This is a genomic window from Symbiopectobacterium sp. Eva_TO (assembly GCF_053848865.1).
The window spans coordinates 1453613-1468635 of record NZ_JBSPEY010000004.1 but is presented as its reverse complement, the minus strand read 5'-3'; the positions used below and the strand labels follow the sequence as shown (position 1 = coordinate 1468635).

Below are 15023 nucleotides of genomic sequence, written 5' to 3'. Positions count from 1 at the left end.
GCCGTTTTATGATTTGAGGTCGCCTATGAACACGGTATGCGAATCCTGCCACACCACGAACCGTTTGCCTGAAGAACGCCTTCACGACAGCCCAACCTGTGGCCGCTGCGGCAGCGAGCTGTTTTCCGGTGAGGTGAGCAATGCCACCAGTGCCACATTCGACAAGCTGTTGCAAGACGATTTGCCTGTGGTCGTCGATTTTTGGGCGCCCTGGTGTGGTCCCTGCGTTGCCTTTGCCCCGATCTTTACGGCGGTGGCGCAAGAGCGCGCGGGTAACATTCGCTTTATCAAAGTGAATACCGAAGCTGAGCCGGAATTGAGTGTAGTGGCACACTGATACTGGCCACCTGAGCGGAGGTGATATGCTCACCTCATCAACACGACAGGTGACCTCATGGGTAAACATTTTACGGCGGAATTTAAGCTCGAAGCCGCAAAGCTGGTTGTCGACCACGGCTACACATACGTTAAGGCCGCAGAGGCGGTTAATGTCAGCCATTCTGCCATTAGTCGCTGGGTCAATAAGCTTCGCCTTGAACGACAGGGAAAAACGCCAACGGGACTTCCTCTTACCCCTGAACAGCTCGAGCTGCGTGAGATGAAGAAAAAAGTCCAATGCCTTGAAATGGAGAACGAAATCCTAAAAAAGGCTACGGCGCTCTTAATGTCGGACTCACTCAACGGTTCACGGTAGTCGACAGGCTGAGGGCGCGATACCCGGTCACGGCGTTGTGCCAAACTTTTGAGGTACATCGCAGCAGCTACAGGCACTGGCAGGCTTCCGCTAATGAACCCGACGGTGAGCGCGTGGTTAAGTGTAGCCGCGTCATGGAAGCCTGGAACGCCAGCGGCGGCTCTGCCGGCGCTCGAAGTATCGCGACCATCGTCACCGGCAGCTCCGGTGTCAAAATGGGGCGCTGGCTGGCTGGCAAGCTGATGAAGGAGCTGGGTATCGCCAGCTGCCAGCGAACGGCTCACAAATACAAACGCGGCGGCAATGAACACGTTGAAATACCGAACTATCTCAACCGCCAGTTCGCGGTTACCGCGCCGGATCAGGTCTGGTGCGGCGATGTGACCTACATCTGGACGGGCAAATGCTGGGCTTACCTTGCGGTGGTGCTAGATCTGTTCGCCCGCAAACCGGTGGGCTGGGCCATGTCGACGTCGCCGGACTCGGCGCTGACAGTTAAAGCGTTGCAGATGGCCTGGGAACTCCGGGGACAACCAACAGGAGTCATGTTCCACAGCGACCAGGGCAGCCACTATACCAGCCGTCAATACCGGCAAGCCCTGTGGCGCTGCCGGATAAAGCAGAGTATGAGTCGGCGGGGTAACTGCTGGGATAATGCGCCAATGGAGCGGTTCTTCCGCAGCCTGAAGACAGAATGGGTGCCGACAAAGGGTTACAACAGCTTCAGCGAAGCCCAGGACGCGATTATCCGCTACATCACGGGGTATTACAGCGCTATCCGGCCTCACTGGTATAACGGCGGCTTAACTCCAAACGAATCTGAGCGACTGTTCTACATACAGTCTAATGCGGTGGCCAATATTAGTTGACCACTACAAATCGCGCTGGCGCACAAGAACTGCGTATCGCGGTAGAACAGGACCCGATCTTCGGTCCGCTGATTTTATTGGGTGATGGCAGCGTGGAATGGAACAAGGATTCGCAGGCGGCGGTGGCCTTGCCGCCGCTCAATATGACGCAGGCGCGCTACCTGATAATGCAAGCGCTGAAAAGCGGAAAAATACGCGGGCGCAGCGCCCTGCATCCATTGGATATCGCCGGGCTCAGCCGGCTGCTGGTGCAAGTTTCCAACCTGATCCTGGACTGCCCGGAAGTGCATCGCCTCGATATTCATCCGCTGCTGGCATCAGGCAGTGAATTCACCCTGCTGGATGTCACACTCCATCTCGCACCTTTCTCTGGCGATCCCCAATCCCGATTAGCCATCCGCCCTTATCCCCAAGAGCTGGAAGAACAGGTGCAGCTCAATAATCAGGAGTATTGCCTGTTTCGCCCCATTCTGCCTGAGGACGAACCGCTGCTGGAACGCTTTATCGGCAACGTTACAAAAGAAGCTCTCTACTACCGTTATTTCAGTGAAATCAACGAATTCAACCATGAAGATTTGGCGTACATGACGCAGATCGACTACGATCGGGAAATGGCTTTTGTGGCGGTGCGCCCGACGGCGTTCGGTGATGAAATCATTGGCGTAACCCGCGCCATTTCCGATCCCGATAATATTGCCGCTGAATTCGCGGTGCTGGTGCGTTCAGACTGTAAAGGGATGGGGCTTGGTAAGCGTCTGCTCAGCAAGTTGATTGATTACACCCGTCGCCACGGATTAAAACAATTGAACGGCATTACCATGCCGCATAACCAGGGCATGGTCGCCTTGGCGAAGAAACTCGGTTTCACGGTAGACGTGCAGTTGGACGAAGGGATTGTCACGCTGGTGCTGCCGTTGAACACACAAGATGTTGAGTGACAGAGCGTTTATTTTGGTGGTCAATCTGGTAATGAACGGTAAAACTTACTCACTACGCCCGAAAAGTAGTGGTATCATCGCCCTATTCGGCATTCCCCTGACATCATTAATGACGGCCTTGCGCCGACTAATAAGAGAAGAAACGCACTGTGATGTTGTCTACATTTAAACGCAATAAATACCAACAACTCCTTGCACAACTGCCCAAAATCCCTCAAGCAGCGGACGGCATTCAGACGTTACACTCCCCTGAACAGTTTCGCGCCGCGCTGATTAACCTGATCCAGCAGGCCAAGACGCGAGTCTATCTGGTCGCACTCTATCTGGAGCAGGATGACGGCGGACAGGGCATACTCTCTGCGCTCTACAACGCCAAGCGCAGCAACCCCGATCTCGACGTGCGTGTGTTGGTCGATTGGCACCGTGCGCAGCGCGGGCGCATTGGTGACAAATCAGCGAGTACCAATGCGGATTGGTACTGCGACATGGCAGAAAAACACGCTGACGTGAAGTTTCCCATTTATGGTATTCCCGTCAATACACGCGAAGCACTCGGCGTCTTGCACCTGAAGGGCTTCATCGCTGATGACTGCGTGCTGTATAGCGGTGCCAGCCTGAACGATGTCTATCTACATCAACATGATAAGTATCGCTACGATCGCTATCAGCTTATCCATAATGCGGCACTGGCCAACACCATGTCAGGCTACATCACCACGCTGCTAAACGATCCGGCGGTGCAACGTCTGGACAGCCGTTCGCGGCCCAAAAATCTGGAAATTAAAGCGGATATTCGTCAATTCCGCCAAACGCTGCGCACCCTGGCTTACAACACGCCCGGCAGTGAGGGCGTCAATGGAGAACTGACGGTCACGCCGTTAGTCGGGTTGGGTAAACAAAGCCCACTAAATAACACCATCCATCACCTGATGTTTTGTACCGAGCATTGGCTGGTAATGTGCACTCCTTATTTCAACCTGCCCGCACTGCTGATCAAAAACGTGGTACGCCTGCTCAAAGAAGGCAAGCAGGTGGAGATTATCATTGGCGACAAGACGGCTAACGATTTTTTTATTCCCGAAGATCAGCCGTTCAAGATCATCGGCGCATTGCCCTACCTGTATGAAATCAACCTGCGCCGTTTCGTCAGCCGCTTGCGGCGTTATATCGACAATCAGCAGTTAACCGTGCGGTTGTGGAAGGATGGGGATAACAGCTTCCACCTCAAAGGGCTGTGGTCCGACGATACCTGGCAGTTACTGACAGGCAATAACCTCAATCCTCGCGCGTGGCGTTTGGATTTGGAAAACGCCATCCTGATCCACGATCCTGAAAAAGTGCTGCTGGAACAGCGGTTGCAAGAGTTGGAGCAGATTCGCGCATACACCACGCCGCTCCAGAGCTATACCGATTTGCAAGGTATCGCGCAATATCCTGTGAAAGTACGTAAATTGATACGCCGCTTGCGCCGTATCAGGATCGACAGGCTGATCAGTCGGATTCTGTAATTCAACACCGTAAAACCCCGTTCGCGGGGTTTTTGATTATCTGTGCAGACACCATCTCTGCTCATCACGCCCTTCTCCGCGGCATATTGTCATAAAACTGCCTTTTCCGTTTTCCTAATGAAACTCCGTTCCATTTATATTGAAATAATCAATACTACTGCGCTCGTTTTGTGATCTGCATCTAGGTAAATAAAATACCCTTCCGTTATTATTGTTCTATATAAAAAAGGCTTTGTTGAATAAATCAGAACTTGTAACGACTGTGCCCCAGGTCGATTGTTACGTGATGCGAATACTGTTCGGCATTCCTAATAGCGTGATCCGGTTAAGCGCTTTGACCATCGCCATGGCTTCACCCACCTGAGCATCGTAGTCACGCAGACTTAGATGACCACCCAGAAGCGTTTTGAACCGGAACATGGCCGTTTCAGCCACTGAGCGTCGGTGATAGCCCACTTTCTTTTTCCAGGTATCCTTGCTGCCGCTCAGGCGCTGATTTGCAACAGCGTGGTTACGCTCGTGGTAGTGGTCCGGCCAATATTGCGCCCCCCTTCGCGGCGGGATAAGCGGCCTTATTTTCTTCCTCAGCAGAGCATCATGGCAGTAACCTGTATCGTAAGCGCCGTCAGCCTATGCCTCTCTGATTTTCCGGTGGGTCTGGTTTATCAGTGCCGGTAGAGCCTGGGCATCAGTCGTACCACTGAGCGACAAATCCGCACAGATAATCTGTATTAGCTCAGACCTGATCTGACAGTTACCGGTTATTTATACAGGTGTCTGTCAGATTAAATCTGGTTCAGATTTTTTTCTGCCCAGACTCGTTTACCATCAAGTAACGTGGCCATTGGCGTACGCCCGCAGCACATTTTACCCTGATGAGTTCGCTCATTATTGTAATGCCACAACCAGTTGTCCAGATCCTTTTGTAGACTTTCTAGGTCCTCGTATAACGTCTTACGGAACGCAACCTGATAAAAATCCTGCAAAATAGTTTTATGGAAGCGCTCGCAGATACCGTTTGTCTGCGGAGACATCGCTTTCGTTTTCGTATGGTCTATATCGTTGATAGCCAAGTACAGCTGATAGTCATGTTGTTCCACTTTACCGCAGTATTCCGTCCCCCTGTCCGTCAGTATTCTTAGCATTGGCAGCCCCTGAGCTTCGTAGAACGGCAGCACGCGATCATTGAGCAGGTCGGCGGCAGAGATCGGTGCTTTACTCGTGTAAAGCTTGCAGTGCGCCACTTTCGAGTACGTATCCACGAACGTCTGCTGGTAGATACGGCCAACACCTTTCAGATTACCCACGTAGAAGGTGTCCTGCGACCCCAGATAACCCGGGTGAGCAGTCTCTATTTCACCACAGGCTTCGTCGTCGTGCGCCTTCTTCTCCAGTGCAGCGATTTGAGCATCAGTAAGTACGATGCCTTCTCTGGCAACTTTTTCCTCAAGTGCCTTCAGGCGCTTACGAAAGTTTTCCAGATCGTGTCGTTGCCAGATGGAGCGCACACCGCTGCCAGAAATGAAGACGCCTTTTTTACGCAGCTCATTACTGGTCCGGTGCTGGCCATGAGCCGGGAACTCAATGGCGTAATCAACAACCGCACGTTCAGTGGCTTCATCAGCACGGTTTTTCAGGTTGGGAACCCGGCGGTTTTGGTTAACCAGAGCGTCAATGCCGCCTTCTGCCGCCAGTTCCTGATAGCGATAAAACGTGTCGCGTGACACACCCATGATTTTACAGGCTTTTGATACGTTACCGAGTTCTTCGGCGAGATTGAGCAGGCCGGCTTTGTGTTTGATGATGGGATTGTTAGTATGAAGCATGAGAGTTACCTCGTGTTTTGTATAAGGATTCGACACCCATATCAAAACCGGTAACTCTCAACCTTTCAAGGTCCAGTGTCAGATCAAGTCGCGACTAATACAGATAATCTCATGCGTCGCACTGTCTACTGCCAGATGCAGCTTACGCCACACCCTGCGTCTGTCGGCACCATGCTGCCGGACTTTCCATTCGCCTTCGCCAAAGACCTTCAGGCCGGTTCCATCAATGACCAGATGTGAGATTTCACCACGGGTTGGCGTTTTTATGCTGATGTTCACTGTCTTTGCTCGCTTGCTGAGCAGCGAATAGTCTGGACAATGCAGCGACAATTTAATCAGTTTAAAAATCGAGTCAACAAAACTGTAGTGGTCAACTAATATTGGCCACCGCATTAGACTGTATGTAGAACAGTCGCTCAGATTCGTTTGGAGTTAAGCCGCCGTTATACCAGTGAGGCCGGATAGCGCTTACCCCGTGATGTAGCGGATAATCGCGTCCTGGGCTTCGCTGAAGCTGTTGTAACCCTTTGTCGGCACCCATTCTGTCTTCAGGCTGCGGAAGAACCGCTCCATTGGCGCATTATCCCAGCAGTTACCCCGCCGACTCATACTCTGCTTTATCCGGCAGCGCCACAGGGCTTGCCGGTATTGACGGCTGGTATAGTGGCTGCCCTGGTCGCTGTGGAACATGACTCCTGTTGGTTGTCCCCGGAGTTCCAAGGCCATCTGCAACGCTTTAACTGTCAGCGCCGAGTCCGGCGACGTCGACATGGCCCAGCCCACCGGTTTGCGGGCGAACAGATCTAGCACCACCGCAAGGTAAGCCCAGCATTTGCCCGTCCAGATGTAGGTCACATCGCGGCACCAGACCTGATCCGGCGCGGTAACCGCGAACTGGCGGTTGAGATAGTTCGGTATTTCAACGTGTTCATTGCCGCCGCGTTTGTATTTGTGAGCCGGTCGCTGGCAGCTGGCGATACCCAGCTCCTTCATCAGCTTGCCAGCCAGCCAGCCAGCGCCCCATTTTGACACCGGAGCTGCCGGTGACGATGGTCGCGATACTTAGAGCGCCCGCAGAGCCGCCGCTGGCGTTCCAGGCTTCCATGACGCGGCTACACTTAACCACGCGCTCACCGTCGGGTTCATTAGCGGAAGCCTGCCAGTGCCTGTAGCTGCTGCGATGTACCTCAAAAGTTTGGCACAACGCCGTGACCGGGTATCGCGCCCTCAGCCTGTCGACTACCGTGAACCGTTGAGTGAGTCCGACATTAAGAGCGCCGTAGCCTTTTTTAGGATTTCGTTCTCCATTTCAAGGCATTGGACTTTTTTCTTCATCTCACACAGCTCGAGCTGTTCAGGGGTAAGAGGAAGTCCCGTTGGCGTTTTTCCCTGTCGTTCAAGGCGAAGCTTATTGACCCAGCGACTAATGGCAGAATGGCTGACATTAACCGCCTCTGCGGCCTTAACGTATGTGTAGCCGTGGTCGACAACCAGCTTTGCGGCTTCGAGCTTAAATTCCGCCGTAAAATGTTTACCCATGAGGTCACCTGTCGTGTTGATGAGGTGAGCATATCACCTCCGCTCAGGTGGCCAGTATCAGTGTGCCACTACAAAGATGTTTTGGCCGATTAAAAGAATACCGCCGTATTGCCACACGTTATGACAAAACGGCGAGGAATTATCTTTCGATGGTTAAACTCATATCGTTATACACATCTTTCTAACGCACTGTTTAATCAATGAGTTACGGGTTTATCTCAGAGTGGCATTTTGAACCTCAAAAAGCCAATGGGATGGCTTGAATGCCTTAATTCACGGGGTTCTGAGCATCCTGTTCAAAAAATGGCCAAAAGATGTGTATAACGATATGGGTTAAACTGGGCTGCATCCGCCTCTTTTACAAGAAGTTATGCAATTAAGGGACACAGCCTAAATAACTGTTCCGAATAGTAGATCACCTGAAGGGAACTCAGTCCGAGTTGAGCGATCTGAGCAATCGATAAAGATCCCAAATCATCAACCGGACTGAGCGATGTCGAGCATAGCACCGATACCCCGTAACGAACGACGCCTGATGAAGAAAACTCTCCATAAAACGCGTGACAAGAATCACGTCCGCAGGCTGACCGCCATCCTGATGTTGCACCGGGGCGAGCGCGTGAGCGATGTCGCCAGAATGCTTTGCTGCGCCCGTTCGTCAATCGGCAGATGGATTAACTGGCTCACCCTGTACGGCATTGAAGGCCTCAAATCTCTGCGGCCCGGTCGTGGCCGTCGCTGGCCGTTTGAACAGATCTGCGCACTGTTAATCCAGCTCGTAAAGCGTTCCCCTCATGATTTTGGCTATCAGCGTTCGCGCTGGAGCACGGAACTGCTAGCGATAAAAATCAATGAGATAACCGGTTGCCAGTTGCATGCTTCCACGGTGCGCCGTTGGCTGCCTTCTGCCGGTCTGGTGTGGCGACGCGCAGCTCCTACGCTGCGTATCCGCGACCCGCATAAGGAAGAAAAAATGGAGGCCATCGCGATGGCGCTGGAACAATGTAGCGCGGAACATCCCGTCTTTTACGAAGACGAAGTGGATATTCATCTGAATCCCAAAATTGGCGCGGACTGGCAGGTTCGCGGGAAGCAGAAACGCATCGTGACGCCGGGCCAGAACGAGAAATATTATCTGGCGGGTGCATTACACAGCGGGACGGGAAAAGTCAGCTATGTTGGAGGAAACAGTAAAATTTCGTGTTTTTTATCAGTATTTTAGAGCATCTGAGAGCAACGTGCAGACGGGCAAAAACGCTCACGCTGATAGTTGATAACTACATTATTCACAAAAGCCGGGAGACGCAGCGCTGGCTGGAAGAAAACCCGAAATTCAGAGTTATTTATCAGCCGGTGTACTCACCATGGGTAAATCATGTAGAGCGGTTATGGCAGGCGTTGCATGAAACCATTACCCGCAATCATCAATGCTGTTCAATGTGGCAGTGACTGAACAAGGTTCGCCGCTTCATGGAAACCGTCAGCCCGTTTCCCAGTGGAAAACATGGACAGGCAAAAGTGTAGCGGTATTAGGAACAGCTATTTAGACAATCACTCATCCTTCAATAGAGACAATATTTCTTGCGTTTTTCGGATCATAAGGTCGGGATCCGCTTTTGACTCAACATTTAGTCGAACAACTGGCTCTGTATTTGAAGAACGAAGATTAAATCGCCAACTTTCAAATTCCATACTCAAACCATCAATATCATTCAATCGGCAATCTTCTGATAAATAGAAACATTTAACACGTTCTATTGCATTTTCGAGCTCAGTTATTTTTAAATTTATTTCACCTGATGCGGGATAAGCATTCATTCTTTCATACACTAGGTCTCTTAAGTTTTTATTCTCAACAGACAATAACTCAATAATTAACAACCATGGAATCATACCCGAGTCACAATATGCAAACGACCTAAAATAATGGTGTGCGCTCATTTCACCACCGTATATAGCATCTTCTGCACGCATTCTTTCTTTAATAAATGCATGACCAGTTTTTGATGTAACAGGCTTACCCCCGGCTGATTTCACAATATCTTGCGTGTTGAAAACCAACCGTGGATCGTGAACAATTCTCGCCCCATGCTCTTTTTTTAAGAATGCATCAGCTAATAAACCAACGATATAGTACCCTTCAATAAACTCGCCAAGATGATTGAATAAAAAGCATCGGTCAAAATCACCATCAAATGCAATACCCAAATCTGCCTTGTACTTAACTACCGCTGTTGAAGTATCTATCCTGCATTCTGGCAAAAGTGGATTAGGTATGCCATTTGGAAAATTCCCGTCTTGTTCATGATTAATTTTTATAATTTTAACTGGGATCTTCTGTTCAATAAACTTCACTTCCAAAGCATCGATAACATGCCCTGCCGCACCATTACCACTATTAATAACAATTGTTAATGGTTTTATATTAGATGGCTCAATGTAAGATAACAAATGTTTTATATAACTATTCAGCACAGATGTTTTAGTATAAGTACCGCGAACACTTTCTACAGAAGAAGAAAATGCATTTCCCTCTGCAAGTTTTTTAATTTCATGAAGCCCAGTACCCCCACTAATAGGCTTAGCCTCTTCACGAACCAACTTCATTCCATTATAATCGATAGGATTATGGCTGGCAGTAATCTCAATCCCTCCATCTACCCCCAGATGAAAGGTTGCAAAATAGACCTCCTCAGTACCAACAATGCCAATATCAATAACATCAGTACCACCATCACGCAGGCCATTGGACAATGCTGCTTTTAAAGATTCACTCGTTAAGCGAACATCTCCTCCGACAACGACTGTTTTAGCGCTTGTATGCTCACTAAAGGCACGGCCAATGCGGTATGCAATATCGTCATTCAACTCCTCACCAAGTTGTCCTCGAATATCATAGGCCTTAAAACATGTAAGCTTGCTCATGGGTAACATTCCTTATACTCGACCATACCGATCATTCAATCGAACAATATCATCTTCACCCAAATAATCACCTGAGCGAACCTCAATCATAATAAGATCAACAACACCGGAATTATCTAAGGTATGAACTGACCCAGGAGGAATAAAAGTTGACTGATTTTCAGACAGGAAAAACTCTTTTTCATTTATAATCACTTTTGCTTTACCTGATAACACAATCCAGTGTTCTGCACGGTGAGTATGCCGCTGAAGGGAAAGACCATGTCCTGGATGGACGATTATTTTCTTCACCTGATAGTTGTCACCAGAATCAATGTTACTAATCTTGCCCCATGGCCGAAACGACTCAGGATGAACTCGATAATGATGGAGGCCATTCTTTTTAAGAACGTCAACAACTTCCTTCACATCTTGTGTTCTATGTTTTGCAGCAACAAGTAGTGCATCATCAGTATTTACGATGACAACATTATCAATACCTATTGTCGCAACTAATCCAGAGTTTGAATATATATAATTATCATTGCTATTTAATGAGATAATATCACCTATACTAACATTACCACATTTGTCCTTTTCTCTCATGTTCCATAGCGACTCCCATGAGCCCACGTCACTCCACCCCACATCGAGAGGGATGACAAAGGCATCACTGGTTTTCTCCATCACAGCATAATCTATTGACTCAGCAGGGCAATGAATAAATGCTGCTTCATCTATACGTATAAAATCCAGATCTACACAAGAACCCGCACAGGCCAGCTCACAAGCTTTAAAGATGTCGGGTCTATGTTCCTCGAGCGCTTTGAGATAAGTACTGGCCTGAAACATAAATATGCCACTGTTCCAATAGTAATTACCAGAGGAAACATATTTTTCCGCAGTCTCTAAATCAGGTTTTTCTACAAAGCCGTCAACAGTAAATGCTACTCCATCTGTACTTATGCCGCGGCGGATGTACCCATAGCCAGTATGCGCCTCAGTCGGAATAACGCCAAAAGTGATTAGTTTTCCTAATGACGCTATTGGCTCCGCCTGTTTCACTACATCAGTAAACGTTGACTCATTTTGAATGACATGGTCTGCAGCTAACACGAGTAATATCGGATCACCTCCAGATGCTTCTCGCATTGCTAACATTGCAGCCACTGCGATAGCTGGCGCGGTATTACGACCGATCGGTTCCAGGACGATTTTCCCGCTAATATCCAACTCTCTGAGTTGCTCTGCTACAACAAAACGATGCTCTTGGTTACAGATAACCAGTGGCTCTTCTATTTTTAATTGTTCCAATCGCTTCACTGTTGTTTTAAGCATTGTCTCATTACCATATAACTCGAGAAATTGCTTTGGATATTGAGTTCGCGATAGCGGCCACAAGCGAGTACCTGAGCCGCCGGCCATGATTACTGGGAAAATCATGTCATTTCCTTTTAACCTAATATTATAGTATTAAATACACAACCATCTATCGGCACAACGTTGATAGATGTGTTCGTTTGCTACCTAATAGTTTTAATTAATGGTGCAATTCTATTTTGGATAAATTTAATCTTGTAGGCATAGAAACCAAGTGTTCCTATTCGATAAAAAAGATAAGTAATTATCTTATTTTTACCCATTTTATGATAGCATTCGGCGACACTTTTTTTTACAATCTCCGTTCCATAATGACCAACGAGCAACGAATTATAAAACCACGGACGTTCTCTCAATAACACTTTCAAAAACTCGGATCTTATCGCTGGGTTTGTATAAAAATCATAGGCGAAATTAACATATCCTTTTAAATCAATCTCTATTCTTTTCGCAAGACCATTATCAAGGAAAGAGTCATTTCCGCCTCGGCACCAAACTAAGGGAAGAGAGATATATTGTAATTTAAAAAAATCAGCATTTTTCATTATTGATAGCAAAACATAAACATGCATGTATGCTGAGCCTACATACTTATTAGAAAAAGCAATCGAATTCCACTTCTTTCTTTTAACAATCAAAGAACTTAAATAGCTAAACACACCACCCAACGTCCTACAGCTTTTAAAATATTTTATATAATCAGCATCATTACTAAATGAATAAATATTACTATCTGAGTTTAACCAGCGTCTATGCTCAAAATTGATAATTTTCATATCATAATTAAACTCTCTACGATCACATAAATATAAATCACACTCACTCGAAATAAACCCAGACAGACATTGAAGTGCTTCGGGTGATAATATATCGTCACTTCCTAGCAGCCAACAGTAATCTCCAGACGCTAATGAAACAGCTGCCAAATAATTCCTATCAGGGCCAATATTAGCTTCATTTCTGCTATAAATGATGGTCACACCATACATTTCTTCCCATTTATCTATTAACTCTTGAGTTCCATCTGTTGATGCATTATCAGAAATGCATACCTCTACATCAAATGAATGTTTCTCTTGGTTAGCTATGCTTGCGATGAGTTCTTCCAGAACTTCACACCGATTATATGTAGGAATGCAAAATGAGATTTTCACTTTATTTACCCTTGATTCTTTTGTAGTAGAAAAATGGTAGACCCCAAACAACAGTGCACAGAAAGGCCAGTATGAGACCTAAGAGGATGCCTATAATCCCATATTTTTCAGTAAATACCCATTGCGCGCTAATGCCAATAATCGCTTGTGCAGGCACTAAATAAAGCAGCGGTTTCAAATAATTCATACTTTGTAAAAGCACTGCAAAGGTATCACACCAAACCCTAATTACAAAATAAAAACCGAACAAAAAAAATACGATATAATTTATATTTGTATCAATTTTTTCCGAAACCAGAAAAATTAATTCATTTTTAAAGGTAAAAATAAAGAAAGTAAAAAAAACAATTATTAAGGAACCACCAAGAATATTTGAAATGATTATCTTGTTTAGTTCATTCCATCTCTTGCACACAGACATCTCCGCGCACACGGGCCATAACGCTTGCAAAAGCGCACTGTAAATAAAAAAGGCCAAAGTGAAAATTTTCATCAAAACTGAGTAAGTTACTATATCAGCGGGCGATAATTTCTGCGACATAACAATATAATCAGCTTGCAACACTAAAACCGAAAGAATGTTAAAAGCAAAAAATCCAAAACCTCTTCTCACTAGTTCAAAATATTTATTTAAATCTACTGATAATTTAATATTTCCCCAGTATTTCTTAAATAAAAAAGATAAAGTGATGAATGATAATGGTGAGAACATCACAACTAAAGATAATTTAACACTTGGGTTTATTCCCATTTTATGAAAATACCAAATACCAAATACCCCTATCAAATAGGCTACAGCGCTAACTATATTAGCTTTCCAGCCAATCTGTTCTGCAAACCATACTTTGCATACAACAGCACCACAGCTCACAGAACAAAACAACATACTGGCAGAAAAGAAAAGTCCTGCTTTATCACCCACATCAGATTCAGTGAATGAGGATAAATAAAGTTCAGATAAAAAACTTGATGAAATAGAAAGCCCCCCCCACCAAAGCACCAACCCAAGAATAATTATATTTACAGACGCCTTGATATAATCATTGTATTTTTCATTTTTCGCCCGACGCTCTGAAATGTAATTTTGAAGACTGCTACCTATGCCAAAATCAGCGCCACCAAAGAAAACAAGAAAGCCAGACAAAAGTACAAAAGCCGCATACTTATTTTCGCCCAATATATTCAAAAGATAGTGTATCGATATAACCTGAACTAATGCAATAACTAATTTGGCAACTAATGAAGATGCAGCAATATAAAAATGATTAGGAATCTTATATAAAAACTTTTTCATATGGTTTAAGTTATTCTTCTCATTTATCCAATGACAGTAAAAATTTAATTCCTTCCTTGTACGTAAATTTCGCCTTCCACTTTAACATGAACTCATTGTCTAAATTCGCATAGGAGTCCATTATTTCATTTTTCCGTTGCGGTAACGCATCAAACTCAATTAAATCAGCGCCCCCCCCAACTTCATCAAGCAAATAAGTTACAAATTCTCGCAGTGGAATAGAATATCCAGTTCCAACTTGAATTTCGGTGTATTTATTTTGAAATACAGAGTTCAAAATAGTCATGTATGCATCAATAACATCATTCACATAAACAAAATCTCTTCTTTGGATACAGCTGGTGCATTTAATTTTATTACCTTTTTTTAAGTTATCTATTAGATAAGGGATAAATTTATCTTGATTGTCATTTGGGCCATATACATGCTCTAGCCTCACATTCACGAAATAAAAGCCATGAACATCTGATAAATGTTGCCCCCATTTATTAAATGACGATTTAGTAAGTATATAAGGCCTCATATATTGATAGTTGAAGTCAGGCTTCGCAAAAAAGCTATCTGTAGATATGAATTTGTTAATTTTATATTTGACAGCAAGATATAATAATTTCAATGGGTTACTTACATTGGCCTTTTCAATTTCACAGTAACCATTTGAAATATTTCGCCCATAGCATGTCGCAAGATGAAAAATAGCTCTAACATTAATATTATTAGCATTTATGAATTCTTCAACCTGCTCCCAATTACACCACTGCAACTTATTATTCTGACTTTTTCTCTGTTCCGGAGATCTAGAGATTGCGATGACTGAGTAGTCCTCAGATATAAGTTTATCCACTAAATAACTACCAATGAAACCAGATGCACCAGTGACAATCACGTGACCACTCATAGACATCGCACTCTCTCTT

9 protein-coding genes and 6 pseudogenes are annotated in these 15023 nt (G+C 45.8%); 6 read left to right on the top strand and 9 right to left on the bottom strand.

All coding sequences use genetic code 11. The features are described from left to right. Positions 1 to 25: 25 nt before the first annotated feature. The 4 genes and pseudogenes from trxC to pssA form a co-directional block, all read left to right on the top strand. Positions 26 to 322 (top strand): annotated as a pseudogene (trxC, locus tag ACWWJF_RS09675) (thioredoxin TrxC); the annotation flags it as partial. A gap of 72 nt (positions 323 to 394) precedes the next feature. Then, positions 395 to 1563 (top strand): IS3 family transposase gene (locus ACWWJF_RS09670; protein WP_455869282.1). Its coding sequence is split into 2 segments (ribosomal slippage): positions 395 to 650 and positions 650 to 1563, totalling 1170 coding nucleotides; the frame shifts between segments, so codons are not numbered across the junction. A gap of 8 nt (positions 1564 to 1571) precedes the next feature. Then, a pseudogene (locus ACWWJF_RS09665) lies at positions 1572 to 2501 on the top strand (GNAT family N-acetyltransferase); the annotation flags it as partial. 152 nt (positions 2502 to 2653) lie between these two features. After that, a complete protein-coding gene (gene pssA, locus ACWWJF_RS09660) occupies positions 2654 to 4009 on the top strand; it encodes a CDP-diacylglycerol--serine O-phosphatidyltransferase (protein WP_455871018.1) in 1356 nt (451 codons plus the stop codon). A gap of 279 nt (positions 4010 to 4288) precedes the next feature. On the opposite strand, the pseudogene ACWWJF_RS09655 reads toward pssA, so the two are convergent. From ACWWJF_RS09655 to ACWWJF_RS09640, 4 genes and pseudogenes are all read right to left on the bottom strand, one after another. Next, positions 4289 to 4738 (bottom strand): annotated as a pseudogene (locus tag ACWWJF_RS09655) (IS5 family transposase); the annotation flags it as partial. A 56-nt stretch (positions 4739 to 4794) separates the two neighbouring features. Beyond that, a complete protein-coding gene (locus tag ACWWJF_RS09650; RefSeq protein ID WP_455868660.1) occupies positions 4795 to 5835 on the bottom strand; it encodes an IS481 family transposase in 1041 nt (346 codons plus the stop codon). 84 nt (positions 5836 to 5919) lie between these two features. Next, positions 5920 to 6195 (bottom strand): annotated as a pseudogene (locus tag ACWWJF_RS09645) (transposase); the annotation flags it as partial. Positions 6196 to 6205: 10 nt separating this feature from the next. Beyond that, a pseudogene (locus ACWWJF_RS09640) lies at positions 6206 to 7374 on the bottom strand (IS3 family transposase). Positions 7375 to 7421: 47 nt separating this feature from the next. Between ACWWJF_RS09640 and ACWWJF_RS09635 the strand changes: the two are divergent. Next, a complete protein-coding gene (locus ACWWJF_RS09635; protein ID WP_455871274.1) occupies positions 7422 to 7559 on the top strand; it encodes a hypothetical protein in 138 nt (45 codons plus the stop codon). A gap of 308 nt (positions 7560 to 7867) precedes the next feature. Beyond that, positions 7868 to 8898 (top strand): annotated as a pseudogene (locus tag ACWWJF_RS09630) (IS630 family transposase). A 27-nt stretch (positions 8899 to 8925) separates the two neighbouring features. On the opposite strand, the gene ACWWJF_RS09625 reads toward ACWWJF_RS09630, so the two are convergent. The 5 genes from ACWWJF_RS09625 to ACWWJF_RS09605 form a co-directional block, all read right to left on the bottom strand. Next, positions 8926 to 10299, bottom strand: coding sequence for a phosphomannomutase CpsG (locus ACWWJF_RS09625; protein WP_455869307.1), 1374 nt, complete (start codon positions 10297 to 10299; stop codon positions 8926 to 8928). A 12-nt stretch (positions 10300 to 10311) separates the two neighbouring features. Continuing rightward, complete coding sequence (locus ACWWJF_RS09620; protein WP_455869306.1) at positions 10312 to 11721, bottom strand: mannose-1-phosphate guanylyltransferase/mannose-6-phosphate isomerase; 1410 nt, start codon at positions 11719 to 11721, stop codon at positions 10312 to 10314. Between the two features lie 80 nt (positions 11722 to 11801). Then, entirely contained in the window at positions 11802 to 12812 is a 1011-nt protein-coding gene (locus ACWWJF_RS09615) for a glycosyltransferase family 2 protein (RefSeq protein WP_455869305.1), read from the bottom strand. Position 12813: 1 nt separating this feature from the next. After that, positions 12814 to 14106: an MATE family efflux transporter gene (locus ACWWJF_RS09610; RefSeq protein ID WP_455869304.1), complete on the bottom strand. Its 1293-nt coding sequence runs from the start codon at positions 14104 to 14106 to the stop codon at positions 12814 to 12816. A 19-nt stretch (positions 14107 to 14125) separates the two neighbouring features. Continuing rightward, positions 14126 to 15010 carry an NAD-dependent epimerase/dehydratase family protein gene (locus ACWWJF_RS09605; protein WP_455869303.1) on the bottom strand — a complete coding sequence of 295 codons (885 nt, stop codon included), beginning with the start codon at positions 15008 to 15010 and terminating at the stop codon, positions 14126 to 14128. Between the last annotated feature and the right edge of the window lie 13 nt (positions 15011 to 15023).

Excerpts from the sequence above, each read along its gene's own strand:
- pssA (WP_455871018.1), top strand. The coding sequence starts at position 2,654 with ATGTTGTCTACATTTAAACGCAATAAATACCAACAACTCCTTGCACAA.
- ACWWJF_RS09650 (WP_455868660.1), bottom strand. The coding sequence starts at position 5,835 with ATGCTTCATACTAACAATCCCATCATCAAACACAAAGCCGGCCTGCTC.
- ACWWJF_RS09625 (WP_455869307.1), bottom strand. The coding sequence starts at position 10,299 with ATGAGCAAGCTTACATGTTTTAAGGCCTATGATATTCGAGGACAACTT.
- ACWWJF_RS09620 (WP_455869306.1), bottom strand. The coding sequence starts at position 11,721 with ATGATTTTCCCAGTAATCATGGCCGGCGGCTCAGGTACTCGCTTGTGG.
- ACWWJF_RS09610 (WP_455869304.1), bottom strand. The coding sequence starts at position 14,106 with ATGAAAAAGTTTTTATATAAGATTCCTAATCATTTTTATATTGCTGCA.
- ACWWJF_RS09605 (WP_455869303.1), bottom strand. The coding sequence starts at position 15,010 with ATGTCTATGAGTGGTCACGTGATTGTCACTGGTGCATCTGGTTTCATT.